Here is a 24795-nt window from a genome sequence, read left to right as displayed (position 1 = left end):
TTATGATTAGGGTATACATTCCATTTGTGTTCCGAAATAAATTTTCAGGATCCAACACCAATCGATCATGAATATTCGGAACCCCATCCCAAAGCATCCGTAAGATCATTTGACGGCCTTTTTCCATGCGGAAACCGCTAGCGGATAATGATCGTAGCGGCTCTTTAACCGGCTGATTCCATATTCAACATCCGGTAAAATTAGTCATTTTACAAAGCCCGTTTTGATTGTGTAAATTAATTTTAACTTTACGTTTATTATTTTAACAAACTTTAACCCTTATGGCTGAAGATAAGACCTATCCGGTCATCGGGCTGATGTCCGGTACCTCGGGAGACGGGCTGGACATGGCATATTGCGTGTTTGAAAAGAAGAAAGACTGGACTTTTGATATCACCCAGGCCCAAACGGTTCCTTTTCCATTGGATCTAGGGGATGCCCTGAGAAAATCCCATCAACTTTCCTCCGAAGATTTGGCCTTACTGGATGTTTCCTTCGGTGAATGGATGGGAAATCAGGTAAAGGCTTTCTGTAAGGCCCACAAGTTGGCCCCCTTGTTCATTGCTTCGCACGGTCATACAGTATTTCACCGCCCCGAGAAAAAACTCACCAAGCAAATCGGCAACGGTTATGCCCTATGGCAAGCTGCCGGTGTGCCTGTAATCAATGATTTCCGCAGCCTGGATGTGGTCCTTGGAGGACAGGGTGCCCCACTTGTCCCCATCGGTGATAAGCTTCTTTTCGGATCGTACGATTATTGCCTGAACCTTGGCGGAATTGCCAATATCTCCCATTCTGAAGGCCAGAGCCGGATAGCCTATGATGTTTGTCCGTTTAATTTGCTGTTGAACCATTATGCTTCCAGGCTGGGACTGGCTTATGATGAGGATGGTCTTCTGGCCGCAGAGGGGGAAATCCTGCCGGAATTGCTTGAGCATCTTGAAAAACTGGCCTATTACCGGCACCGGGGAGCCAAGTCCCTGGGCAGGGAAGACATTGAAGAAACGTTTTTGCCGCTTCTGGAGAAAACCGGTTTTCCTGTAAAAAACATTCTTGCCACTTTGTCGGATCATTTTGCCAACCGCATCGCCGAAACCGTACTCAAAACCCACTCCGAAACCGGCCGGCCAGGTCAGCTTCTGGTCACCGGGGGAGGCGCATACAATCAACATTTCATCGAAAAGTTATCTGAAAAGCTGGCGGGGAAAACCCGGGTAGTTCTGCCCGAAAAGAAAATCATCGATTTCAAAGAAGCCATGGTTTTCGCCTTTTTGGGCGTGCTAAGAACCAGAGGGGAGAACAATTGCCTGGCATCGGTAACGGGTGCTGCCTCCGATAACTGCGGAGGTACGCTGTATGGCTTTTTAAAATAAATTTCGACCCTCTACCACCAAACTATTGGTTCATATAGCACAAATTAGGTAGTTTAGGGAAATTAAAACCATGGAATCATTCGGTTTTTTTGAATCCCCTAACAATCCTAATTTAACTTGCCAAAAATATAAAATTAATTGAATGAGGAATTTTATAGCTTCATGTGTATTCATTTTGGGATTTTTAACGTTCGCCTTCCCTTATGATACCCTTGCCCAAGACAATGACCAAGAATCCGGTAAACAGCTGGAAATAAAACGTGCCGACGAAGCTGATACTGACCAAACCCCCGATTCCATATTGGAGCCTGAACACGTGGAAGAACATGGCCATGCGCCTGTTTGGCTGGTGATCCCTTTTGTGGTTTTGCTGTTGATGATTGCCACCGGGCCTTTATTCTACGAACATTTCTGGCACCACAATTACCCCAAGATAGCGGTCGGATTAGCGGTGGTCGTGGTCTTTTATTACCTGTTTGTACTGCATAATGTCCATCATCCGGTGCATGCCATGGCGGAATACATTCAGTTCATTTCCCTTCTGGCGTCATTATACATTGCTTCCGGGGGGATATTGATTGAGGTGGATAAAAAATCCACTCCCCTGGCCAATGTCAGCCTGCTGGTGATCGGGGCCTTGATTTCTAACCTGATCGGTACCACCGGGGCTTCCATGCTTCTGATCCGGCCCTTTATCCGGCTCAATAAAAACAATATACAGCCTTACCATATCATCTTTTTCATTTTTATGGTCAGCAATGTGGGCGGCTCCCTTACGCCGATAGGCGATCCCCCGTTGTTTCTGGGTTTCCTCAAAGGCGTGCCCTTCTTCTGGACGCTGGAACATAACTGGCCTGCCTGGCTGTTGGCCCTGATCATACTTTCTGCTCTCTTTTATCTGGTAGACAGGAAATATGGGAACGGCAATGGCATTGAATTGGAAGAACCAGCCACTTTTACCAATAAGATCTCCCTCTCAGGCACCAAAAATTTTCTGTGGCTGCTGGTCGTCATTTTGTCCGTATTCCTGGACCCCAACGTGCTGGATTGGGTGCCCGCCATCCATTATGACGGAATGAAGTTTTCCTTTTTGCGGGAAATCATCATGTTGTCGGTGGCTTTTCTCTCTTATAGATTTGCAAACCGGGTAGCACTTCAGGGCAATGAGTTCAACTTTGAGCCCATCCGGGAAGTGGCGTTTATATTTATAGGTATTTTTGGCACCATGATGCCAGCGCTTGAACTGGTGGGCGACTTCGCCAAGTCACCCGATGGGGCGGCACTGATTACCTATAACACCCTTTATTGGGGAACCGGCATATTGTCTGGATTTTTGGACAATGCCCCTACTTACCTGAATTTCCTTGCTGCGGCCATGGCTTCACAGGATGCGGACATCAATAACATTGAACAAGTGCGGCATTTTGCCATGGACCTGTATGACCACTCTGCCTTTGAACTGATGGCCATTTCCATCGCTTCGGTGTTCTTTGGCGCCATGACCTATATCGGAAACGGCCCCAATTTTATGGTCAAGTCCATCGCCGAGCAGAGCGGCATCAGGATGCCATCCTTCTTTGGGTACATCATCCGCTTTTCCATTCCGCTGCTGTTGCCGATCCTGTTGATTACCTGGCTGGTGTTTTTTGCGTTTTCGGGTTAAGGGAGGCACTTTAGGCCGGCATAAAAATTCATGTAAGCTACAGCGGGTAATTCGAAAATGAGGCGTTGGAGGGGGGTATTGATGACCACCACTGTGAGGTCTCAATTGGCCTTGACGGTTTCATTCACTGAACTTCCATTCTGAGAGGAAATGCACTACGCCGAGAAGGGGAGGAAGCGGAATTGCTATTTTCCATCAAAACAGTATTCGTCAAACCAACCCGCCGTCCGTGTGCCTATACTTGAGGTTTTGATGACGTCTCTGCGTTAATTTGCCAATTCAGGAACAATGTTCAGGTTATAGGAGTATATCTCGTCTTTCTCAGCTAGACCATACAGCGTGTGGTTGACCGGATCAATACAGATGTGTATGAGTTTTTCCTTTGTAGTTAGTTTGCAAAGTGCATTTCCATCCCAATCGAGTACGTGTATTTCAGCGGGAGTATCTCCCATAGCCCAGGCTTTTCTATTTTGATTGGCATATAACCCGAAAAGGAATCCGTTTCCGGCCCTTAGATCTACGTAGTATTCCTTTTTTAGGGGCATAATTGTTCTCGAAGCGTCACTTAGCGATTCCGGACTGCTACTGGACGTAATTGCAATTGACTTTTCTGGATTTTCGATGTCATATATATTCAGTTGATCCATAAACATCATTCCGCCAGCGTACTTCCGCTTTGACTTGTCGAAAATCGTGGTGGAAGCCATCAAATAGCTGTCTTTTTGATCCGAAAGTCCTGATACAACGGCAGTATCAAGCCGGGTAATATATTGGTTTTTCCATTGATATACGGCGTATAGTTGGTTCAAATTGAGAAAATCCAGGTTGTCCACAAAAATCGATTCATTATCAATATTATAGGCTCTGTATATTTCATTCAATTTTTCCAATTTGATGGTGTCTTGAAATATATCAATGTCATGAAGCCAAGATTGCGTGAGGTTAAAGTGGAAAATCCCCTGCCTTGCCCGATGATAAAAAGAAATAAGCAGGTCATCACCCTTTTTTTCTACAGCCAGAGGTCTTAAGGCACTTTCAAATTCATTGGGACCGCCTCCTTTTCTAATAAAGCTTTTTTTTTGTTTAAAGCCCGGCAGAGATACCAGGTGATACAAGGTGTCTCTTTGAGGCGTTGTAATGGCCAGTAAACTGTCTAGAATATAGATGTTTTGTGTGCCTAGGATTTCCAGCGGAATGATGGCTCCGTCGAGGTTGTATGATTTTTCAAATTTAACTGTCACCGGATTTTTTCCCAGAAAAGTGGTGGGGCTTTCCGATGTACAACCTAAAAGTAACATTACAGTTATACCTAGATTTAATGGTAGTTTCATATGATTATAATTGTTTTTCAGTGGCCATATGGAATCTCGCATGTTTTCCCCGATAGCTATCGGGGCATCCCACTTTGTGACGATCTCGTCATGCTCGATTTCATATGATTATAATTGTTTTCTATCGGCCATATAGAACCTCGCATGTTTCCCTGATAGCTACCTTAGGTTTCATATGGTTTTGGCCTCCGGTGAGCCTTTTAAATAAAATCGCCCATCTGAGCATCGTTGACATGGGTGATACAGTTGATACTTATAATACTTAAGGAGTGCATCTGAGTGTTTTTCTTACCGGACAGCAAGCTGTACAACAGTCTCTAACTTAACCCGCAAAAATTTACCCACTGCTATAACGTTCACCGAAACCTAGGTTAACCCTGTATCACCTCAGATCAAACCTGACCAGTCTAAGGTCTTTATCCATAAATGCCGCTGCATATAGTATTTGATTTTCCTCATCCACAGCAATGGATCTTACTGAATGATCCAGCGTGAGTTTTTTGACGGGATTTCCCTTCCAGTCGAAAACATATACGGTGTCCGCAAGAGCCGGGTCTATAAATTCCGTAGCAGATCTGAGGTTCCCACTATACAGGGCGTAGATGTACTTCTCAGAGGTTGCGCCGCTGACAAAGCAATATTTGGCATCCTCCTGAGGTACGGTCCGGACAATGCCTCCCGGTTCCTCCGCCTCCCGCTGCTCACTGGTCCAGCCCTTATAATCTTTTATCACGGTAAGGTGGCCTTCGGCATAGTCCAGTCCAAGATAGCGAATGCTTCTGAAGATCTAGCTAACATTACTGCCTTTTTATCGAAAGGATGGGCATAGAACGCTGCCTGATTGGACATGAAGGTCCCCTGTTCATACTCGCCTAAGCTAGAGAAATGGTCGTCGTTCAGCCGGTGCAGGCCAAAGCGTCTCGTGAACATCGCCCCGATCACATAGCCACCGGATACGGTGCTTTCGATGAGGTTGTCCTCCTGGGGATTGATCTTTATGCGATGCAAAGGATTCGTGTTGCTGTTGTTTTTCAGGCTGTCCACACGATATGCATAGTAATGTGGGTAGTTAGAAAGGTAAACCAGGCGGTTCGCGCCGTCAACGGCGACTCGGGTATGGTCAGTCTGTAACTCATTAGGTCCGTCACCAATCTTCCCCAGTTTCGCTATTTTACCCGAATGCAGATGGAAAATCTTGAAATAATGGTTGGGATCTTTATCACGGATGATCAACATCCCCTCCGCATAGGTCATTTCCCACATCTGGGTAAAATAGACCTCATCGGTCTCCACTATTTCTACAGGGTTTCCGTATAGGGAAACGACAGGCAGTTCCGCAAAATAATCGGAGAGATGGGGATCATGCGGATCCGCCTCCCTACAACTGATAAGTGTGAGTGTCCAAAGTGTCAGGTAGCCCTGTAGCCGATAGGAAGAGGTGAAATGTGACATATGTTACTTGTTTTGGGTTTGGAATTCCATTCGATTCAGACCTTGCCCTAGTTTATCGAATGTATTCTTCTTTCAGTTTCATCATTAAAATAACAGGGTTGTCTTCAGGCTCGACCACCCCGATCCCGGGAATTTTAATTGTTTTGCCCGAAGGGTTGGAATAAGTTAGTGGTTCAAAGCGCGGAATTTTGATTTATTTATAAGAAATACTTTTTTTCGATTGGATTTCAACTTATCAAAACTATTTAGTATTTAATTCATCTAGAATATCCGAAATATCATATTTAAAAAATTCATCGGATTGGATATCAAAAGTATAAAGTTCACTTTGAGTAAAATCAATATCGAAAGAGGAAATATAATTTTGAAGTTTTAACTTGGCTATCGGATCCCCGTTCCAATTAAATAAAAGAATGGAGGGTAAATTTTTTCTTGATGTTTCATATATTTTCTCCTTTTCATTGATATATACTACTCCAAAAAAATCGTCATATACACGAAGATCAGAAAATTTTAATATTCTATCATCCCAGTCCGTCTTTTCTATTAAACTGAGATCATCTAATTTTTTTTTCCACACAAATTGTTTTCTTAAATGAATCATCAAGTGAGTATATGTTAATATAATTTAATCCAAAATGCATTTCCACGATTTTTTTTTGCCGATCATTCAATTTTGTCATTGTTGATAATATGTTAAAATTCATGCCGTCCAATACAGAGGACATATTGAGCTTTTCCATAGTAGAATTCGCAGTTTGATTCCCTTTAGTATAGTAGGTATCGGAATTGCTGGGTCTCCATATTTCCTATTTCTTTACAAAAATAGGTATCGGTGTCAATCACTAAAAAATCGAATAAATATTGAGGCAGAGAATCGTTAATAGTGGATATGAATAATTCTTGATGTTTAATGGATTGATTGATGTCTAATTTTAGTAACTTTCCGTATCCGAAATCATATATGTATGCATGGTATCGGTTGTTTTCCTTGGTTATTTTTACTTTATCCGATACACTGGGTGATGAAGAAAGTTCTAATGGTCCCTCTCCAACATGTAAAAAGTCACCTAAATGGTGATATTCAGGAAGAGATAGAAATTTCCAGACCCCATTTTTTTTTCTGGTAGACAGAATCATAATACTGTCTTGAATAGCAAAATCCCAAACTCCTACAAGGTCTATACCTGTTTCTTTTTTGTTATGGATCACAAACTCATTAGGAAATTCCAATACATATTCCAAAGAATCTAAAGTCATGTATTTTTGATGATCTAATTTATTGTTATCACAACTAAATAAAGTTGACAACATCAATGTTACAAAAGATGTATATATGATCTTATTCATGGTTTGTAATTATATTTGTTAATTAATGATTTGAAGTAGGCACTTAATAAATAAAGACTTTGTACGGATAAGGTGGCTTAGCAATCATCCTTCTCATCAGATTTTCAAAGATTCCTTCATTTTGTGGCAGTTAAACCTGTAGGTGTACTCGTTGATGTAGGGCTGTAGGTTCATGACCGAATAGGGGGTACCCCTTAGCCATGCTTTGAACATCATGATCACCCGGTGCATCTGTTTGAAATTCTCCCAGTTCTTTCCCGATTTTTCACGGACCAGTTTGGGAAAATGGGTCTCTATGCCCTTATACCCACTCCAATAGTCGGTCTTGACTTCGGCATCGCTGTTGATGTAATCATTCATAAAATCTCCCAGATTGGCCTTGGACGCGGTTTCCACCACCCTGCCATACCAACGAGACACACCTTTTGAACCCCATTCTATGCCTACCACCATGATTTTCTCTTTTTGCCCTCGTTCCTTCCCAGGGCCTTGCCATTCTGGCCGCCAACATAGGATTCGTCCACTTCTACTTTCCCCACCATGGGGAAGTTTTGGCTGCTTTCCATCGTTTTCATCACCTGTTTCTTGAAAAACCAGCAGGTCTTTTGCCTTAGCTCAAGCTTACTGCTCAGTTCGCAGCTGCTGACCCCGTTCTTGCTGGTAGAAACATAATAGACGATTTAAAAGTCTTTAAAAAGGGAAAATTTGCACTGGTGAAAGAGGGTGCCGGCGGTGGGGGATTCAAGTCGACCACACTTATTCCATTGTCTGTCAAACTCTTTTATCCCCGTTGCAATATTTTGTATAACCGCACTTCTTTCACTTATAACCGTCTTGCCATTTAATATCTGCCAAATACTTATAACATGCCCTGTCGTCGGGAAACATCCTCTGAAATTCAAATAGGGAGAGACTCTTATACCTTTTTTCCATAAAATATAGGTTAAAGGCAATATAGCTATATTTTTACCATTTACAAACCGCCTAATTCAATTCTCCTTTTACTCCCAGGACAATCAACTGCACTCCTGACAGAAATACTATACTGGCCACCAAGCTTGCCCATCCTGGGACTGTCTTTCCCAGCCAGACCATGCATGATCACCGCATACAGTCCGTAGATAAATGGAAGCATGCGGATCCTTCTCCCCACAAGGGATACCACAACTGATTAGTGTAAGTGTCCAAATTGTCATGCAGCCCAGTAGTCGAAAAGAGGGGTGGGGTGTTGCAGAAGTTACTTGTTTTTAGCTTGGAATTCCATTCTATTCATCTGTTTATAATTTGTTTTTCAATGGTCAGATGAAACCTCGCATGTTTATTTTCATCCCACTGTGTGTCGTTTTCGTCATGCTTGGTTTCAGATGTTGTACTATTTGTCGAAGGTATTCCTCTTTCAGTTTCATCATTAAAATAACAGGGTTGTCTTCAGGCTCGATCGCTCCTACGCCGGGAATTTGAATTGTCTTTCCCTCATTGGTGTGCCAAGGCAGGACAATTTCGACCAGGTAATTTCCGTGTACTACTTCATGATTTACAGCGAAAAAATTGGAACTAAGATATACTTTAGGTTACCGTATCGACTAACTCTGACAATAGAATAGATGGATCTGCCGGCAGTTAAATATCGGATGAATGAATTCCTTTATCTGCTCAAAATAACATCCATCGGTCTCAAGTTAAACCTGTTTTATCTCAAATCAAACTTAATCAGACCAAGTTCTTTGTCAATAAATGCAGCTGCATATAATTTTTGGTTTTCCTCATCCACGGCGATGGACCTTACTTGGTAATCCAGAGTGAGTTTTTTGACGGGATTACCTTTCCAGTCGAAAACATATACGATATTTGCAAGTGCCGGATCTATAAATTCGGTAGCAGATCTGAGGTTCCCACTATACAGGGCATAGATGTACTTCTCGGAGGTTGCGCCGCTGACAAAGCAATATTTGGCATCCTCGCTGGAGATAGCCCTGACTATTCCCCCGGATTCTTCAGTTTCAATTTGTTCACTGCTCCAACCTTTAAAGTCCTCTATCAGGGACAAATTGCCGTCGGAGTAGTCCAAGATTGCAAAAGCTTCTGACGGCCTCGCCAACATAACAGATTTCTTTTTGAGAGGATGGGGAAAAATAAGCCCTTGGTTGGACATAAAAGTTCCCTGCTCATATTCACCAAAACTGGAGAAATAATCATCTTCTAGTCGGTAAAGGCCGAAACGTTTCCTGAACATAGCTCCTACCACAAAACCACGGGATATGGTACTTTCGATTAGGATGTCTTCCCGGGGGTCGATCTTTAGGCGGTACAAAGGATTTGTGTTGCTGTTGTTTTTCAGACTGTCCACACTATATGCATAATAAAATGGAAAGTTAGAAAGGTAAACGAGTCGATTAGCAGCGTCAAAGGAGGCTCGGGTATAATCAGTTTGTAACTCGTTAGGTCCGTCCCCAATCTTCCCCAGTTTCGTTATCTCACTTGAATTAAGATTGAAAACCTTAAAATAATGATTCAGGTCTTTATCACGGATGATCAACATTCCCTCCGCATAGATCATCTCCCACATCTGTGTAAAATAAATCTCATCGTTATCTCTTATTTCTATCGGAGTTCCTTTGATAGACAGAGAAGGGCTTTTTGCAAAAAAGTCAGTAAGAAGAGGACCTTGTTCTATTTCCTTTTGGCAGCCGGATAATAGATAAGTAGAAATGACCAAACAGGCGGATAATCTAAAGCAAGTATATGTATATCTCATAGATAAAAGGAGGTGAATGACAAAAATGGAAAATGGAGTAGGAATTGAATTGTTCCTACTCCAAATTAAAATGAGTTAATCACAGGGTTTAGGAGGAGCCTTCATAGTTCCTTTAGGTCCTGGATTTCCATTTACGGTGTAACATGTTTCATTCGAGTCGATACAAGTAAAGCAATAATCAGTAGAACTACTACTCGAGGAAGTAGTCTGCGCAATTACTTTATTACTTAAATGAACAAAGGGATCCTCCAATGTAACTTTCACATTTAAGAATAAGGCCATAAAGAATATCCCTAAGGCCATTTTTTTTGCGATTTTACTTAGATTTGGTTTCATTTTTTTTCAATTTTTTTTAATAAATTGTCTTTTGATTTAATGGCTTTTCGTAACCACAGACGTTTTTTCGCCATCCTTCCAGGAGAGCTGAAAAAATAGCTATTGATCAAATAATGGCAGGCCTCCTTTCTTTAATGGTTTTATTTCCCTGCCTAGGGACAGGCGGGGAGATATTTGATTTGAAAATCAGATAATTGGGACGTTGGGAAAGCTCTTGGTATATTTTCCCCACATATTCTCCTATTACTCCCAGGACAATCAACTGCACCCCCGACAGAAATACTACACTGGCCACCAAGCTTGCCCACCCGGTGACTGTCTTTCCCAGCCAGACCATGGTCACCGCATACAGTCCATAGCCAAATGCCAGCATGGCAAAAAATATACCCATGCCCAGAGCGAGCCGCAAGGGCTTGATGCTGAAAGAGGTAATGCCATTGCTGGCCAGATTCAGCATTTTCGGAAGATTGTATTTGGTCTTGCCGGCCCTTCTTTTTTCTTCCCGGTAGTAAACGATAGCCTGCTTATAACCCATCCAGGAAAATATCCCTCTCAGGTATAGGTTTTGGCTTTGAATGTCTCTGATGGTATCGGCTACTTTTCGGTCGATAAGCCGGAAATCCGCCCCGTTGCGTACCATTTTATGATCGGCTAGCCAGGACAACAACCTGTAGTAGGCGGCCGAGGTCAGTCTTTTGAATACCGAAGGTTGTCCTTCATTTTTGCAAACGGCCGTGACGATATCATGTCCCTCTTGCCAGTGGACAATCATTCCAGGGATAGCCTCCGGAGGTTTTTGAAGATCCGCGTCTATGGTAACGACACAGTCTCCCTTTGCATGGTCAATTCCGGCTTTCAGCGCGGCCTGATGTCCAAAGTTTCTTGAAAAATGAAGAAATTTGATCTTCTCATTTTCCGATGCTGCCAATTCAATCACCGATTGGGTAAGGTCCTGGCTCCCATCGTTGACCAGGATGATTTCGTAGCCGTACGCCTGGAGGGCAGCACCTATACGTTTCAGGAGCGAAGGTATATTTTCCGCTTCATTGTAACAGGGAACTACTATGGATACTAAAAAGTCATTCATTTTCAATCAGGTTAAATGAGGATTCGATTTCCCGTGCTTTTTGTTTCTTTTCTATGAGGTCGTTCACACTGGCCTTGGCTGTTTCACTGTCTTTCCAGTCCATTGTTCTTACATAGGTGTGCGTTCCCAAAAAGAGAAACCAAATCATGCTTCCCATTATCAGGGATGCTTTATAGGACCGGGGCTGCCGGGATAGCCATTGATCCATCTGCCAGACCAGTATCAGGGCCAGACCAGCCGTACTCAGGTACATGTAGCGGTCTGCGGTGATGACCGTTCGGGGCAGGGGAATAATGTGTAGCACCAACAGAAGGTTGACCAGGAAAAACAAAAATCCAACTACCACCAACCGGTTTCCCTTCCTGTAATGGTCCCAGACGTAATAGCCGATAATGCCCACTAAAGGGATATATCCCCAATAATATAATGGGAGGGACTCTCCAGGAGAGACCGGAAAGGGATGGAAAAAGTAAAGTTTTACGGGGGCCAGAAAGCGGAAGATATACTCGGTAAGGCTGTACATAGTGAAGAACAGCCGCTGGTGAAAAGGATACCCGCCGGCCTGCGTTATGCTTCCGGTGTCATTGACCCATGAAAAATACCAAAACGCAATAGCCAGCAGAAAGAAAGGGATTTTTTCCAGTATGCCCCTTGATAAGAGAATTCTCTTCCATGTCAACAAGGAAAAACGTCCCAATGCATAATCGACCAGCAGTAAATTCAGGGGAAGGATAATGGCCTGTTCTTTGGACGCAAAGCCTAACGCATAGGCGAATGCGGTGGCAATGAGCCATAGCAAGTGGGAGGATTGCACATACCGGATGTAGCACCACAAGGCAAGCAGGGTAAAAAATGCGTATAGCAGGATTTTAGAGGCACTGATCCAGGCCACTGATTCTACCTGTAACGGATGAATGGCAAAGACCAAAGCCGTAAATAAGGCATAAATATGGCTTTTGGAGATTTCCGTTTGGGGAAGCAGTTTATCCAGTACTTGCCTTATTACACCGTATACCAGAAATGTACTACATAGATGGACAAAGAGGCAGGCCGTGTGGAAAGCGGTGGCGTTGAACCCGAAAGGATCGGCCACAGCCGCATAAAACAGGGAGTTGACCGGGGAGTACTGCCGCTCCCAAAAATGGGTAAAGTGAAAGACGATATTCTCCCAAGAGGCATCCTGAACCAACGGATTCCTCAGTACCTGCCAAGTATCATCCCATCCGAGTTGGAAGCCATTAAAGAAAGTGGGCAGGAAGACGATGACCGTAATCACAGGCAAAGCCCAAATCAATCTATTCGACCACGATGCCGCACTCCGAAAAGAGTGTTTAACTGGTGTGTAATAAGATTTTTCCATATAAAAAAAGTTATCCGGTAAAACAGTGAAATAGGTTTTAAAGAATTTTGAGACGAAATTTATTCCCAATGTTGTATTTTGTCCGTTCTATCCCAATGATTCGGGTGCGGCCAAACAGCTTGTCCCAGCCTGCCCCGAACTTGTTTCGGGGAACTTGCTTCGGGAGAACCAATCATGTTATAATTATCCCGCTCTGCTCCGTTTTTGTTACGCTTGGTATCATGAAATCCCGCTCCTCGCAAGTAACTGGATCGCGATAACGCCGTCTTCCCTAATGGTCTATGTGAAATATAGAAAAGAGATGTCTAAAAACGGTTCTCCCGGCTCCACCACCGCTGCCGATGAGCCAATGAAAAAACTGATTTTTTAAAGAACTTTTTCATAACAAAAAGATTTTAAGTTGAAAATAGTTTTGAATAAAGCTAAAAAAAAAATGAATGTATCCAAATAAACCATCAATTAATTTGTACTTGTGTAATATTTTATGCAATTATATGAAGTTAAAAAACAATATTATATTTTAAAAACCCTTCTAAATATATATTCAATCTGTGATTTAAGATGAGATTAGTTCAAACTATCAAAATAATATTCCGATTCTAACTTTTTATTTAGTTTTTGATTTTTTTTAATTTATTCTCTTATGATTCAACCCCCTATTTCTCCCGGAAGGCCACAGAAAAGGTATCAGAAAAAGCGTTCAGGTCCGGCTAAAAAAATATATGTAAGTTCCGGTTTCCACAACAACAAGCAATTGGAAAACGAAGCTTGGAAACGGATATGAATACCACAACCTTTGGGGTGCCGGCCTTGGAGGTTTCATCTCAAAGCGTCCAAATAAATTCAGCTTGATCCCGACTTTGATCCGAATCTAATTGTTGAAGATTTTAATCAATAGCGAATTATTCTAAAATCCCGGATCCTGTGGGCGGACTTTACAGGATTTTGGCGTGGTTTTTTGCGGGGAACCGAGCATCCGCCTCAAATATTTCCCTGGCTTTTTTTAAAAACGATGGTATCCTCCTTTTCCCACGCGTAAACCATTTTGTGGTCCGCTGTTCTGATGGCCACTAAAAAACTTCCCTCGCCGATTGTAATGGGATTTGCAGAACCCAGTTCCTGTACATTCAGTTGCTTGCCCTCCTGCCATGTCATCACTGGATGATTGTTCCCCGTGATATAGCAGGCGCGGCCTTTTCCAATCTGCACCTCGCTCTTTCCGGGTTGTGCGTAAAAGACCTTTCCCTCCCGCTGCCAGACCGTATGGATCCCCGCGTTGGTGTCTAAGGTTACAGCACCTCCATCCATCGGACAACCCTTGAGTTTCCAGGTGCCATTCCCCAATTTTTGAGCTGCCCCAAAGGTCTTACCTCTATCTGCGGACTGAACAAAATAGAGATCCCTGGATCCGTCGAGCCAGTTTCTAAACATGACCACGACCCGGGAACCCTCTACTGCAATGTTTGGCTTACAACATTCACAGACGGTTTCATCCGGGGAAGTATAAACGATGACATTTTTTTTCCACTTGCCTTCCCTTGCAGATAAGGAAGAAAAGCCTATTTTATTTTTTCTGTCATTCCGCAGGTCCAGCCATACCGCATAAAAATTATTTTGTTTATCCGCTGCAATGCCCATCAGCCCTTCGGGTGCAGAAGCAGGAATGTCATTTACAAGGCCTTTACGGCTCCATTTGCCATTAGCGTGGTCTAATTGAAAATAATGGATATCCCCCGATTTATCCATGGCGGTAATGACGGAAAAATCCTCTGAGCTGGCAAGCTGCGGGCCTCTGCCCATCCCCAAATGCATTTGGGATACCTCACCCACCCATACAGGTTTTGAAAAAGTAGTTCCGGCATCTTTTGAAGTAGCACAAAATATACTGTCGTTTCTACCAAAAACAGTTCTCACCACGCCTTTACTGTCTATACTCAGCTGTGGCTGCTTTCCCGTTGCTATGACATTGCCATCAGGATCGGAAAGAGAGGTCAATAAAACCAATAAAAAAAGGGCATAAACATGAAGTAACAATTTTCTCATATGGTTTAATGATGAATGATCAACATACTCGTCTAATAATACGGAATATCTGCTTAGATAACAAACTTATTGATGGTAAGACGGCTATCATCCAAGCTAATGTTCTCCATAAAAAACATTGGTCAAATACCGGTTTCTGACATCCCTGTAGATACAAAAGTCGCTGTCTATGCTGGCAATTTTTGTGATGCCTTTATTTTCGGCTGCCACAATCAGGGAAGCATCCGCCAGATCCATAGGCACATCATCATATTTTTCACAAAGCCCGATGAGGCGTTGGATATGGCTTTCCCCAAGAGGAAACAGCGTAAGTCCTCCCCGGTGTATCCATTGCAGCAGATTGATCTGGGCGTTGACATTGAAGTCAAGCATGCGGAAAGCCTCGGTGATCACGGGCCAGGTGGTGTATAAACGGCCCTGAAAGCCCTTTAAAAATGCAATGGATTGGGGGTGAAAACGGTCTCTTTTATTAAAAAGCGCAATTAAAGGCCCGGCATCAATGAGAATGCTTTCCATGCAGCCTGTCTTTTAGGACTTTTTTGTAGGTCCGGGAACCATCTGCCGAACCGCCGGAAACCTGGCCAAACAGGTCTTCGCCCAGCTCATAGGGAGAAGCAGAAGCCGTTTCCCGCTTAAAATACATCGCCAACGCCTCTTTCACCACCGCTGACTGTGATATCCCCTTTTCACGGCTAAGGGCATAAAGCTTGGCCTTCAATTCCGGATCTAACCTTATGGTAAACATGGTAGATTTCTTTTTATTCAATTTGTAATACACATATATTACTTTTTAGGTTCCCTCAAAAGCACTTTCCCGAAAATTCTATTATTTACTGTGCAGGGGCATGTTGGGCAGAAGCCGATGAGCAAGGCCAAGGCCTGTCTATACCGTACGGGTAACCCTAAGGCGTCCATCCCCATGACCGGTTCACGAAGCATACATTGGATAAAACTGAAAAAACGGGCTTTTACCGCCTAACCTCGGCAGCAACCTCCATTTCATTGTAAGGAATAAACCAGACCTTCTGCTTTCCACGGATATGGTAAGCGGCTATCCGGTTGGCATTTGGATCCATCTGAATGGTTCCGGAAGTCTCGGAAGTATAAAACAAGTTTTCTTTTTTTGACAAAAAATAGACGCGGGATACTTTTCCATCACGCTTATCTACGGCCAGCTCCCTTACCGGGGCTTTTTCGCCTTCCTTTAACCTGTGGATAATCCTGTCTCCATCATCTTCTGTGGTATAAGCGGCAGAAAGCGCGGCTTTATTGATATCGGCCTGATAAAAAACATCCAGTTCCTCCCACCAGCCCTCTTCTGTAAAATCCGAAACCATCCGCTCATTCCTGCCGTTGATTTCAATCACCTTGGTCACCTCTGCCTCCTCCAACTTGGGGATTTCTTCTTCCAGGAAAGCGATGATGGAAAAATACTCATCGATCTGGGTAGGATTGGCAAAGGGCTGCTCTTCTTCCCTGCTACAGGAGAACAACAGCCCTATGAGGCACCACATCAATGTGGCTTTCAGTTCATCAAGTCGGAACATAAGTTTGCCTGTTCCCAATTATTATTTCAACAATATCTCTCCGGTCATTTCAGACGGGATATCCAAACCTATCATTGTGAGAATGGTGGGGGCAAGATCTCCCAGTTTTCCGCCTTTTACCTCCAATCGGTCGTGTCTATCCACCATGATGCATGGCACCAGGTTGGTGGTATGGGCAGTATTGGGGGTACCGTCCTCATTGACCATACAGTCGCTGTTGCCATGGTCGGCGATCACGATGATGGCATAATCATTTTCCAGCGCTGTATCAATTACCAATTCAGCACATTTATCCACGGCTTCGCAGGCTTTGACAGCAGCCTCAAAGACACCGGTATGCCCCACCATGTCCGCATTGGCAAAATTGAGACAAATAAAATCCGCTTCTTTTTTGGGCAGTTCCTGGTTGATTTTTTTGGCGATCTCAAAAGCGCTCATTTCGGGCTGAAGATCGTATGTGGCCACTTTAGGCGAATTGCAGAGTATTCTGGTCTCACCTTCAAACACCCGCTCCCTGCCTCCGGAGAAAAAGAAGGTAACGTGGGGATATTTTTCGGTTTCCGCTATCCTGATCTGTTTTTTCCCGTTTTTGGCAAGAATCTCACCCAGGGTATTGCTGAGGTTATCTTTCTCAAAAATCACGGAAACCCCTTGGAATGTCTCATCATATTGGGTAAAGGTTATATAGTTCAGCGGCAGTTTCTTCATATTGTAATCAGGAAAATCCTTTTGCGTGAGCACCTCTGTGATTTCCCTTCCGCGGTCCGTCCGGAAATTAAAGCAAACCACCGTATCCCCCTCTTCGACAAGCCCAATAGGCTTCCCGTCCTGATCTACCTGGATAATGGGGCGTATAAACTCATCGGTCACCCCGTTGGAATAAGATTTCCTGATCGCTGACAAGAGGTCTTTGGATTTTTCACCTTCCCCATGGACCATGGCGTCGTAGGCAAGTTTCACCCTTTCCCACCTGTTGTCCCTGTCCATGGCATAATACCGGCCTATGATGGAAGCCACTTTTCCGGTGGTTTCCGCACAGTGGCGGTTGACTTCATCCAGAAAACGCAGCCCGCTTTTTGGATCGGTATCCCTTCCGTCCGTAAAGGCGTGGATAAATACATTTTCCATGTCATGGGCTTTTGCCGCGTCACAAAGACCTTTTAGGTGATTGATATGGGCATGTACGCCGCCATCCGAGACCAAGCCTATAAAATGCACTTTTTTTCCCGCCTTCTTTGCTTTCTCAAAAGCCTCTTTTAATACGGGGTTATGGTTCAGGTCGCCGGATTCCACAGCTTTATTGATTTTCACCAGGTCCTGGTAAACCACTCTGCCGGCACCGATATTCATATGCCCCACCTCAGAATTACCCATTTGCCCCTCAGGCAAACCTACAGAAAGACCGGATGCATCCAGTTTGGAATGCGGGTATTTTTCGTATAAACTGTCAATAAAAGGTGTTTTGGCTTTGTCAATTGCGGAGACGTCAGGATTGGGAGCCAGACCCCAACCATCCAATATCATCAATAAAACTTTTTTGTTCATATTTATAATTCTTTATTCCGATTGTCAAAAAAAACAAATCATGTCAGATGACACAACTGTATTTCCTTGTCCCAAGTTCATTTCAGGAATTGCCGGTACTTTTGATTTATAAAAGGCAAATATAAGACTTTAAAAACAATGGCTCTTCATAAAGGCAAATTATCTATTTTTTCAGTTCCCGATTGGGCAGACCGGCCAATTTGTTTTAATATGTCGGAGATTTTATTTTTGGCTTGGATTTTGAATGAAGAAAAAATATGAAAATTCCAAGTGTGCTCATCCTGATCATTACCACCGGTCTGGTTAACCTATGCCTGTCAGAGGTATCCCACGCCCAGCTCCCCAATGAAGCGGGTGGCGTATCGGTTGCGCTCAATGAGGGATCCAGCAAAGCTTTGGCAAAATATTTTGATGAGATGGTGGAAATCAGCTTGAACAATAACAAAAAGGATTTTTCCAAAAGCCAGGCTGAAATGGTTCTCCGGGATTTTTTCAAAACCTATCCAGCCACCGGCTTTGAGACCGTACAGGAAGGCCGGACTTCAGAGAACCTCCTATATATCATCGGAATCTATTGTGCCAAAGATGACAAGTTCCGGGTACTCATCCGGGGCAAAATCGATGATGAGGGCCATTTGATGGTATACAGGATGGATTTCATTAAAGAATGAACCGCCCCCATACGTTAACTCCTAAAATACGCCTGCTGCTTTTGAATATATTTAGTATTTTTGGAGGCTATGGATCAGTACGTAACAAAAGAGAAATTAACGGAATTTATTCAAGCCGCTTTTTCAGAAGATGTAGGGGATGGAGACCACTCCACATTGGCTGCTGTTCCTCCCGGACTTGAAGGGTCTGCTGAACTTATCATTAAAGAGGACGGGATCATTGCTGGGCTGGCACTTGCCAAAATGATTTTTCATCATTTCGATAAGGACCTGAAAGTAATGTTAAAATTAAAAGACGGCCAAGAAGTAAAAAAGGGGGATATCGGCCTCACGGTTTCCGGAAAAGCGGCTTCAATTCTCACGACGGAAAGGTTGGTTCTCAACTGTCTGCAACGGATGAGTGCCATTGCCACCAAAACCAACCGGCTGAACAAACTCATACAACATACTTCCGCCCAACTGCTGGATACCCGGAAAACAACGCCGAATTTCAGGGTGATGGAAAAATGGGCTGTAGCCATAGGGGGCGGAAAAAACCACCGTTTTGCCCTTTATGACATGGTCATGCTCAAAGACAACCACATCGATTTTGCGGGAGGCATTTCCAATGCGGTCAATTCCACCAGGGAATACCTGAAAAAAAACCGGCTGGACCTCAAAATAGAAGTGGAAACCAGGAACCTTGAAGAAGTAAAAGAGGTACTGGAAGTAGGCGGAGTGGACATCATCATGTTGGACAACATGGATGAATCCACCATGCGCGCCGCCGTCCGGTTAATCGCCGGAAAATACAAAACCGAGGCCTCCGGAGGGATCACCGAGGCCTCGATCAAAACCGTCGCTGAATGTGGCGTGGATTACATTTCTGTGGGCGCGCTCACCCACCACGTCAAAAGCATGGACATCAGTTTAAAGGCCGTAAAGCATCATCAGCAAACTGAAGCCTGACCAGGTTGGCGTAGTAGCCGTCTTTCTGCAGGGCCAGGGTTTCATGATTCCCCTCTTCTATGATCTCCCCTTCCTTGATCACAAAAATACGGTCCACTTTTCTGATGGTTGCCAGCCGGTGGGCGATCACAATCGTGGTCCGGTCTTTCATCAGTTCGTCCAGGGCTTCCTGAACCAAATATTCTGACTCCGCATCCAAGGAAGAGGTGGCTTCATCCAACACCAGGATAGCGGGGTCTTTGAGTATGGCCCTGGCTATGGCTATCCGCTGTCTTTGCCCTCCGGACAGTTTTATGCCCCGCTCCCCCACCATGGTATCCAGACCTTCAGGAAAATTATTTATAAATTGCCATGCGTTGGCCTTTTTTGCGGCTTCAATGATTTCCTGTTCACTTGCGCCGGGTCGGGCATACAGTATGTTTTCGCGGATACTCCCGCCAAACAGCAATACCTCCTGTGGCACGATGCCTATTTGGGAGCGCAACTGCCTGGCTTCTCGCTTTCGGACGGATAAATCATCAATGAGAATATCTCCTTTGCCCACCTCATAGAATTTAAGGAGAAGCTGGATAATGGTGGATTTACCTGCTCCACTGTGTCCCGCCAACGCGACTTTTTCTCCCGGATTGATCTTAAAATCAATGCCTTTCAACACTTCCACCTCGGGTCTTGTGGGGTAGCGAAAAGAAACTTTATCAAAGACGATCTTCCCGTTGATTTTCGGAGCCGCTTCGGAAGACTCAGCCGCTTCCGGCTCCTCTTCCAGGATTTCCAATACCCTTTCTGAAGAGCCAATGGCCTTTTGGACCTGTCCATAGATATCTCCTAAACCCGCAATGGAACCTCCGATAAAAGTGGTATACAACACGAATGAAACCAGGTCCCCAATGCTCATTTCGCCAGCACTGACCAAGGTGGCCCCGTACCATATCACGGCGACGATCCCGCCGAATAATGCAAAAATGATAAATGATATAAACGCTCCCCTAAAGCCTGCCGCCTTGAGGGCCACGCGTACCACGCGGTTCAAGCGGCTTCTGTATCTTTCAGATTCGTATTCTTCCCCCGTAAAGGATTTTACGGTGACTATGGACTGTAATGTCTCTTCCACCACCACATTGGCTGCAGCCAGTTCATCCTGGGTTTGCTTGGAAAGCTTCCTGATAAACCTGCCGAAGACCATGGCAATCACCACCAAAACCGGGATGGTTGCCAGCATAAACAGGGTAAGTCTCGGCGTCGTGTAAAACAAAAATACGGTCCCAGCGGCCAGTGTAATCAATTGTCTTAAAAGCTCAGCCAGTGTTATGGAAAAGGTATCCTGCAGCAGCGTCACATCGGAAGTAATCCTGCTCACCAGTTCGCCTGTTCTACGGTTATCGAAAAAGGTCATGGGAAGCCTTACCAGTTTCTCATAAAGTGCCACTCTTATGTCCCGCATGGATTTTTCACTGACCTGGGCAAACAGCCAGACCCGGAAAAAAGAAAATCCGCTCTGTACCAACAGTATTCCCAACAGGATAAAAGCAATGATATTGATGTCGTTGATCCACCAGCTTTCTCCCGTGGCGGCGTCAATGAGCTTGCCTGCAACATAAGGGAAAGTCAGCAGAAGCAGACTGGAAAACAGCAGGAAAAACATCCCTAAAGCAAAAGGCCCCTTATAGGGAAAGGCAAACCTAAAGATGCCCGCTAACTTGTCCAGGTTTTTCTTGTTAAGTTTTCTTTTTTCTCCTTCCTCCAAAGGCATCCCTCTCATTTTAGCCATAAATACTTATTTTTTTTTCATTTTTTGCTTTCTGCTCTCTTTACCACTCTTGGTAAAAGCCATGCCTATACGCTGAACGAATTGTTTTTCTTTTTTCCAGAAAAAGCCGAACTGGCCAAATATAAAGCCGTAAACCAATAAGAAGAGTTGGTAAAGAGGCAATACCAATAATAAATAGAGGAGGGTTTTCCAAAACCCTCCTCTTTCCATATCAACACCCAATAAATCAAAAATGGGCTGTTTGATAAACAAAACTGTGAATCCCGTACAGGCGAAAACCACCAATACCAGAATTACCTGCCAAAGGCTTTTTAATTGCCATTTGTTCTGGAGTTTCCTGAGCCAGTTTTGATTGTTTTCCTTGTTTTCTTCCATCATTTTGATTTGGCAGGGCTTATCCGAAATGGAACAAGCCGGAATTCAGGCTTTTAAGCGCATTGTTTTTGTGCTTTGCATCCACCAATACCGATACATTGTGCCGGCTGCCACCATAGGACACCATCCGGACCGGAAAATCTTCCAAAGTTTCCATTGTCTTTTTCAGCACACCTTTCTGTTCTACAATACCATTGCCCACGATACAGATAATGGAAAGATTATGGTCCACCTCTACTTTGCCCAGCCGCTGCAATTCAGCCGTGACTTCCTTCAGATGGGAGGTATCGTCGATGGTCAGGGATATGGCCACCTCAGAGGTGGTGATCATGTCGATGGAAGTCCTGTATTTTTCAAATATCTCAAATACCCTGCGTAAAAAACCGTAAGCCAAAAGCATTCTGCTGGACTTGATTTTAATGGCGGTGATGCCATCCTTTGCAGCGATGGCTTTGACCCCCACGGCTTCCTGCTGTCCGGTGATGGTGGTGCCGGGAGCATCAGGCTCCATGGTGTTCAGCAATTTCACGGGGACATTGTGCATCTGTGCAGGCCATATCGAAGCCGGATGGAGTATCTTTGCCCCGAAATACGCCAGCTCCGCCGCCTCATCAAAAGAAAGATGGGCAATCGGCCTGGTCTGGTCCACTATTCTGGGGTCATTGTTGTGCATGCCATCAATATCCGTCCATATTTCCACCACGGAAGCTGACAAGGCTGCTCCTATCAAAGAAGCCGTATAATCACTTCCTCCCCGCTTCAAATTGTCCACTTCATTTCTGTGGTTTTTACAAATATATCCCTGCGTGATGAAAATGGTATCCTCAGGATACCTTGCCAATATGGCTTCAAGTCTTTCCTTGATTTTCCTGAGTTCCGGTTCATTGTTTTCATCAATGCTCATGAATTCCAGCGCGGGTAAAAACACCGCCTGTATATCCAGTTCCTGCAGCAGGGTGTAGAACAGCTTTGTGGAAAGCAGTTCCCCCTGTGCCAGGATATCTTTATTAATGGCTTCATTAAAAGATATTTTAAGAATGATATTCAGAAACTCAAAATGTTCCTTGATGATATTGGCAGCCTTGGACCTGCTTGCCTTTGAGGACAGCAGCTCCAGATGAAATTTCTGATAATGCTCATGCAGCGCATCAATTTTTTCTTTGGCCTCATCTTTCTTGCCATCCGCAAGTGCATCCCCGATGCTCACAAGCGCATTGGTAGTTCCCGACAAAGCTGACAACACCACAATCTTTTTTTCTCTATCTCTTAAGATGAGGTCCTTTACCTGATGCATTCTCTCGGGCTTTCCTACAGAAGTCCCGCCAAATTTCATGATTTTCATTCTACAACCGGATTAAATGTTTCCATAGATTTGCAAATTTGACATTGAGGGCCCGTTCAGAAACCGAGCATTTTGATGGCGGTAATGGCGGCCTCATCCCCCTTGTTGCCATGCTGGCCTCCTGCCCGATCCAGCGCCTGCTGTTGGTTATTGGGCGTCAGCACCCCAAAAACAACGGGCTTGTCATATTTCAGGCCTACTTCTGTAATGCCGTGGGCCACGGCATCGCAGATGAAATCAAAATGGCGGGTCTCGCCCTGTATCACGCAGCCCAGGCAGATGACAGCATCGATCTCGTCCAACTTGGCCAGCCATTGCGCGCCCAAAGGCAGTTCGAAAGAACCCGGCACGTTTTTGCGGAAGATATTTTCTTTTTTTGCCCCGTATTTTAAGAGCGTCTCCACGGCACCATTGTAGAGCGATTCGGTAATTTCATCGTTCCATTCTGACACCACAATAGCAAATTTCTTCTGGCTGATATCGGTGATGTTGGACTGGGTATGTTGGCTGAGGTTTTTAAGGGTAGTGGCCATATCTTTGTTCCAATAAGGGGTAATAAAAAAGAGTAAAACCGCAAGGCCTTACTCTTCTCATTAATAGGTCAAACTCATATTAATTAGAAGCCAGGCCTTCGAGTCTGGCTTTGTGCTTTCGTGCGGTAGTAAATTCATAGGAATCCACATACTGGTTTTCTATTTTTTCATAGGTTTCTATTGCCCGTCGTAAATCACCTGCTTCTTCATAGGCAATTGCCAATTTATTGAGGTATTTGGGTGTAAAGTACTTGTTGGGCTTATATTCAGCCGCCCTTCTGTAAAAGTTGATGGCTTCATTGGTATTGCCCAATTCGAGGTAAGCATCTCCCGCCAGCGAATAGGCATGGGCCTGCATAAAATAATCGCTGGACGAAAATTTCCTTAAGTGGTCCGCAGCAGATTGGAACTCACCTTGGGACAGATAAATAGAGCCCACATAGAAATGGGCGAGATTGGAAGCGTCGGTACCGCTATAATTATCGATGATGCTCAAAAACCCCGGATGGACCCCGTCCCCACTCAGCGCCAGTTCCACGCTGTCCTGTTCAAAATAATAAACTGCCTGGAACATTTCTTCCTGCGCTTTTTTATTTTGATTGGCTTTGTGTATCTGGAAAAACAAAATCCCCGCAATGATCAGAATCAGTAATACAATGGCTCCCGCCACCACTCTTGTATTCTGTTTAAGAAATGCCTCGCCCCTTCCCAGGCGGTCAGCTATTGCTTCCGGGCTTTCCAGAAGCTCACTGGAGGTATCCTGTACTGCTTTCCCCTTTCTAGTTTTTTGCTTCGCCATCATTTTAATTTTTGAGTGGCAAATATAGAAGATGTTTTTTTGAATAACAAAACTAATATATCGCTGCGGAAAAAAACAAATTGACAATCATTTAAAGGTTTCCAAACCTAGAGAGAATAAAGAAAATATGGTCAGCCCGAGACTGCCTGTCCTACATGATGTCAAACAGCAGGGGAAAGATGGGAAAGCACATTTTTTTTAACCACAGATTACCCGGATCCACACTGCTTAATTGCCGGAGAGCTTCCGGTCAATTTTCTATAAATAAATCTGTGCTAAATCCGTGGAATCAGTGGTCCCTCCTTTTTTTAAAACCACAGATCGTCCAGATTCCTACAGATTAAATTGTCGCTGGCTTTCTGCTCAGTTTTCCGAAAATAAATCTGTGCTAAATCCGTGGAATCCGTGGTCCCTCCTTTTTTTAAAACCACAGATCATCCAGATTCACACAGATTAAATTGTCGCTGGCTTTCTGCTCAGTTTTCCGAAAATAAATCTGTGCTAAATCCGTGGAATC

The 24795-nt window shown here is 44.1% G+C and carries 24 protein-coding genes; 4 read left to right on the top strand and 20 right to left on the bottom strand.

Annotated elements, in window-relative coordinates; translation table 11 throughout:
* Nucleotides 1-281 precede the first annotated feature (281 nt).
* Nucleotides 282-1373: an anhydro-N-acetylmuramic acid kinase gene (locus ACFPFU_RS05640; RefSeq protein ID WP_377062380.1), complete on the top strand. Its 1092-nt coding sequence runs from the start codon at nucleotides 282-284 to the stop codon at nucleotides 1371-1373.
* A gap of 142 nt (nucleotides 1374-1515) precedes the next feature.
* The gene (locus ACFPFU_RS05635) at nucleotides 1516-3036 is read left to right on the top strand and encodes a sodium:proton antiporter (RefSeq protein WP_377062378.1); all 1521 of its coding nucleotides are present in this window, start codon (nucleotides 1516-1518) and stop codon (nucleotides 3034-3036) included.
* Between the two features lie 266 nt (nucleotides 3037-3302).
* Here ACFPFU_RS05635 and ACFPFU_RS05630 read toward each other — a convergent pair whose 3' ends face one another.
* The 15 genes from ACFPFU_RS05630 to gpmI form a co-directional block, all read right to left on the bottom strand.
* Nucleotides 3303-4367, bottom strand: a complete 1065-nt coding sequence (locus ACFPFU_RS05630) for a BF3164 family lipoprotein (protein ID WP_377062376.1) — start codon at nucleotides 4365-4367, stop codon at nucleotides 3303-3305.
* A gap of 382 nt (nucleotides 4368-4749) precedes the next feature.
* Nucleotides 4750-5100 (bottom strand): BF3164 family lipoprotein, encoded by a 351-nt coding sequence (locus tag ACFPFU_RS05625; RefSeq protein ID WP_377062374.1) that lies wholly within the window; start codon nucleotides 5098-5100, stop codon nucleotides 4750-4752.
* Nucleotides 5097-5819, bottom strand: coding sequence for a hypothetical protein (locus ACFPFU_RS05620; protein WP_377062372.1), 723 nt, complete (start codon nucleotides 5817-5819; stop codon nucleotides 5097-5099). Before ACFPFU_RS05620 ends, ACFPFU_RS05625 begins: the two co-directional genes overlap by 4 nt.
* Nucleotides 5820-6060: 241 nt before the next feature.
* The gene (locus ACFPFU_RS05615; RefSeq protein ID WP_377062370.1) at nucleotides 6061-6423 is read right to left on the bottom strand and encodes a TolB-like 6-bladed beta-propeller domain-containing protein; all 363 of its coding nucleotides are present in this window, start codon (nucleotides 6421-6423) and stop codon (nucleotides 6061-6063) included.
* 164 nt (nucleotides 6424-6587) lie between these two features.
* Nucleotides 6588-7169, bottom strand: a complete 582-nt coding sequence (locus ACFPFU_RS05610; RefSeq protein ID WP_377062368.1) for a hypothetical protein — start codon at nucleotides 7167-7169, stop codon at nucleotides 6588-6590.
* Nucleotides 7170-7265: 96 nt separating this feature from the next.
* Nucleotides 7266-7622, bottom strand: coding sequence for a transposase (locus ACFPFU_RS05605; protein ID WP_377062366.1), 357 nt, complete (start codon nucleotides 7620-7622; stop codon nucleotides 7266-7268).
* Nucleotides 7613-7744 carry a hypothetical protein gene (locus tag ACFPFU_RS05600; protein ID WP_377062364.1) on the bottom strand — a complete coding sequence of 44 codons (132 nt, stop codon included), beginning with the start codon at nucleotides 7742-7744 and terminating at the stop codon, nucleotides 7613-7615. The genes ACFPFU_RS05605 and ACFPFU_RS05600 overlap by 10 nt, the downstream gene beginning before the upstream one ends.
* 1115 nt (nucleotides 7745-8859) lie before the next feature.
* On the bottom strand, nucleotides 8860-9924 hold the full coding sequence (locus ACFPFU_RS05595) for a BF3164 family lipoprotein (RefSeq protein ID WP_377062362.1): 1065 nt from the start codon (nucleotides 9922-9924) through the stop codon (nucleotides 8860-8862).
* Between the two features lie 442 nt (nucleotides 9925-10366).
* Nucleotides 10367-11347, bottom strand: coding sequence for a glycosyltransferase family 2 protein (locus tag ACFPFU_RS05590; protein WP_377062360.1), 981 nt, complete (start codon nucleotides 11345-11347; stop codon nucleotides 10367-10369).
* Nucleotides 11340-12707: an ArnT family glycosyltransferase gene (locus ACFPFU_RS05585; RefSeq protein ID WP_377062358.1), complete on the bottom strand. Its 1368-nt coding sequence runs from the start codon at nucleotides 12705-12707 to the stop codon at nucleotides 11340-11342. The genes ACFPFU_RS05590 and ACFPFU_RS05585 overlap by 8 nt, the downstream gene beginning before the upstream one ends.
* Nucleotides 12708-13688: 981 nt before the next feature.
* Nucleotides 13689-14750, bottom strand: a complete 1062-nt coding sequence (locus ACFPFU_RS05580) for a hypothetical protein (RefSeq protein WP_377062356.1) — start codon at nucleotides 14748-14750, stop codon at nucleotides 13689-13691.
* A gap of 96 nt (nucleotides 14751-14846) precedes the next feature.
* Nucleotides 14847-15266, bottom strand: a complete 420-nt coding sequence (locus tag ACFPFU_RS05575) for a type II toxin-antitoxin system VapC family toxin (RefSeq protein ID WP_377062354.1) — start codon at nucleotides 15264-15266, stop codon at nucleotides 14847-14849.
* Entirely contained in the window at nucleotides 15247-15495 is a 249-nt protein-coding gene (locus ACFPFU_RS05570; RefSeq protein ID WP_377062353.1) for a CopG family ribbon-helix-helix protein, read from the bottom strand. Before ACFPFU_RS05570 ends, ACFPFU_RS05575 begins: the two co-directional genes overlap by 20 nt.
* A 223-nt stretch (nucleotides 15496-15718) precedes the next feature.
* The gene (locus ACFPFU_RS05565; RefSeq protein WP_377062351.1) at nucleotides 15719-16297 is read right to left on the bottom strand and encodes a hypothetical protein; all 579 of its coding nucleotides are present in this window, start codon (nucleotides 16295-16297) and stop codon (nucleotides 15719-15721) included.
* 21 nt (nucleotides 16298-16318) lie between these two features.
* Nucleotides 16319-17842: a 2,3-bisphosphoglycerate-independent phosphoglycerate mutase gene (gene gpmI, locus ACFPFU_RS05560; RefSeq protein ID WP_377062350.1), complete on the bottom strand. Its 1524-nt coding sequence runs from the start codon at nucleotides 17840-17842 to the stop codon at nucleotides 16319-16321.
* Nucleotides 17843-18099: 257 nt separating this feature from the next.
* Between gpmI and ACFPFU_RS05555 the strand changes: the two genes are divergently transcribed.
* Both ACFPFU_RS05555 and nadC read left to right on the top strand, forming a co-directional pair.
* Nucleotides 18100-18513 carry a DUF4783 domain-containing protein gene (locus ACFPFU_RS05555; RefSeq protein ID WP_377062348.1) on the top strand — a complete coding sequence of 138 codons (414 nt, stop codon included), beginning with the start codon at nucleotides 18100-18102 and terminating at the stop codon, nucleotides 18511-18513.
* A 69-nt stretch (nucleotides 18514-18582) separates the two neighbouring features.
* On the top strand, nucleotides 18583-19461 hold the full coding sequence (gene nadC / locus ACFPFU_RS05550; RefSeq protein WP_377062346.1) for a carboxylating nicotinate-nucleotide diphosphorylase: 879 nt from the start codon (nucleotides 18583-18585) through the stop codon (nucleotides 19459-19461).
* On the opposite strand, the gene ACFPFU_RS05545 is transcribed toward nadC, so the two are convergent.
* The 5 genes from ACFPFU_RS05545 to ACFPFU_RS05525 form a co-directional block, all read right to left on the bottom strand.
* Nucleotides 19418-21229: an ABC transporter ATP-binding protein gene (locus tag ACFPFU_RS05545; protein ID WP_377062344.1), complete on the bottom strand. Its 1812-nt coding sequence runs from the start codon at nucleotides 21227-21229 to the stop codon at nucleotides 19418-19420. The two genes, nadC and ACFPFU_RS05545, sit on opposite strands and share 44 nt — an antisense overlap.
* A gap of 6 nt (nucleotides 21230-21235) precedes the next feature.
* Entirely contained in the window at nucleotides 21236-21604 is a 369-nt protein-coding gene (locus tag ACFPFU_RS05540; RefSeq protein ID WP_377063206.1) for a DUF6787 family protein, read from the bottom strand.
* A gap of 19 nt (nucleotides 21605-21623) precedes the next feature.
* Complete coding sequence (locus ACFPFU_RS05535; RefSeq protein ID WP_377062342.1) at nucleotides 21624-22946, bottom strand: aspartate kinase; 1323 nt, start codon at nucleotides 22944-22946, stop codon at nucleotides 21624-21626.
* Nucleotides 22947-23002: 56 nt separating this feature from the next.
* On the bottom strand, nucleotides 23003-23479 hold the full coding sequence (ribH, locus tag ACFPFU_RS05530) for a 6,7-dimethyl-8-ribityllumazine synthase (RefSeq protein ID WP_377062340.1): 477 nt from the start codon (nucleotides 23477-23479) through the stop codon (nucleotides 23003-23005).
* A gap of 79 nt (nucleotides 23480-23558) precedes the next feature.
* On the bottom strand, nucleotides 23559-24278 hold the full coding sequence (locus ACFPFU_RS05525) for a tetratricopeptide repeat protein (protein WP_377063204.1): 720 nt from the start codon (nucleotides 24276-24278) through the stop codon (nucleotides 23559-23561).
* Nucleotides 24279-24795 lie beyond the last annotated feature (517 nt).

This window comes from Negadavirga shengliensis (assembly GCF_042652345.1).
GTDB lineage: Bacteria > Bacteroidota > Bacteroidia > Cytophagales > Cyclobacteriaceae > Negadavirga > Negadavirga shengliensis.
The sequence above is the reverse complement of the archived record's forward strand: the minus strand, read 5'-3'. Positions and strand labels throughout refer to the sequence as shown.

Coding starts and splice junctions, on each gene's coding strand:
- ACFPFU_RS05635 (WP_377062378.1), top strand. CDS start 1,516: ATGAGGAATTTTATAGCTTCATGTGTATTCATTTTGGGATTTTTAACG.
- ACFPFU_RS05590 (WP_377062360.1), bottom strand. CDS start 11,347: ATGAATGACTTTTTAGTATCCATAGTAGTTCCCTGTTACAATGAAGCG.
- gpmI (WP_377062350.1), bottom strand. CDS start 17,842: ATGAACAAAAAAGTTTTATTGATGATATTGGATGGTTGGGGTCTGGCT.
- ACFPFU_RS05615 (WP_377062370.1), bottom strand. CDS start 6,423: ATGATTCATTTAAGAAAACAATTTGTGTGGAAAAAAAAATTAGATGAT.
- ribH (WP_377062340.1), bottom strand. CDS start 23,479: ATGGCCACTACCCTTAAAAACCTCAGCCAACATACCCAGTCCAACATC.
- ACFPFU_RS05595 (WP_377062362.1), bottom strand. CDS start 9,924: ATGAGATATACATATACTTGCTTTAGATTATCCGCCTGTTTGGTCATT.
- ACFPFU_RS05525 (WP_377063204.1), bottom strand. CDS start 24,278: ATGGCGAAGCAAAAAACTAGAAAGGGGAAAGCAGTACAGGATACCTCC.
- ACFPFU_RS05565 (WP_377062351.1), bottom strand. CDS start 16,297: ATGTTCCGACTTGATGAACTGAAAGCCACATTGATGTGGTGCCTCATA.
- ACFPFU_RS05545 (WP_377062344.1), bottom strand. CDS start 21,229: ATGGCTAAAATGAGAGGGATGCCTTTGGAGGAAGGAGAAAAAAGAAAA.
- ACFPFU_RS05535 (WP_377062342.1), bottom strand. CDS start 22,946: ATGAAAATCATGAAATTTGGCGGGACTTCTGTAGGAAAGCCCGAGAGA.
- ACFPFU_RS05620 (WP_377062372.1), bottom strand. CDS start 5,819: ATGTCACATTTCACCTCTTCCTATCGGCTACAGGGCTACCTGACACTT.
- ACFPFU_RS05540 (WP_377063206.1), bottom strand. CDS start 21,604: ATGGAAGAAAACAAGGAAAACAATCAAAACTGGCTCAGGAAACTCCAG.
- ACFPFU_RS05555 (WP_377062348.1), top strand. CDS start 18,100: ATGAAAATTCCAAGTGTGCTCATCCTGATCATTACCACCGGTCTGGTT.
- ACFPFU_RS05600 (WP_377062364.1), bottom strand. CDS start 7,744: ATGAAAACGATGGAAAGCAGCCAAAACTTCCCCATGGTGGGGAAAGTA.
- ACFPFU_RS05570 (WP_377062353.1), bottom strand. CDS start 15,495: ATGTTTACCATAAGGTTAGATCCGGAATTGAAGGCCAAGCTTTATGCC.
- ACFPFU_RS05640 (WP_377062380.1), top strand. CDS start 282: ATGGCTGAAGATAAGACCTATCCGGTCATCGGGCTGATGTCCGGTACC.
- ACFPFU_RS05610 (WP_377062368.1), bottom strand. CDS start 7,169: ATGAATAAGATCATATATACATCTTTTGTAACATTGATGTTGTCAACT.
- ACFPFU_RS05575 (WP_377062354.1), bottom strand. CDS start 15,266: ATGGAAAGCATTCTCATTGATGCCGGGCCTTTAATTGCGCTTTTTAAT.
- nadC (WP_377062346.1), top strand. CDS start 18,583: ATGGATCAGTACGTAACAAAAGAGAAATTAACGGAATTTATTCAAGCC.
- ACFPFU_RS05630 (WP_377062376.1), bottom strand. CDS start 4,367: ATGAAACTACCATTAAATCTAGGTATAACTGTAATGTTACTTTTAGGT.
- ACFPFU_RS05585 (WP_377062358.1), bottom strand. CDS start 12,707: ATGGAAAAATCTTATTACACACCAGTTAAACACTCTTTTCGGAGTGCG.
- ACFPFU_RS05605 (WP_377062366.1), bottom strand. CDS start 7,622: ATGGTGGTAGGCATAGAATGGGGTTCAAAAGGTGTGTCTCGTTGGTAT.
- ACFPFU_RS05580 (WP_377062356.1), bottom strand. CDS start 14,750: ATGAGAAAATTGTTACTTCATGTTTATGCCCTTTTTTTATTGGTTTTA.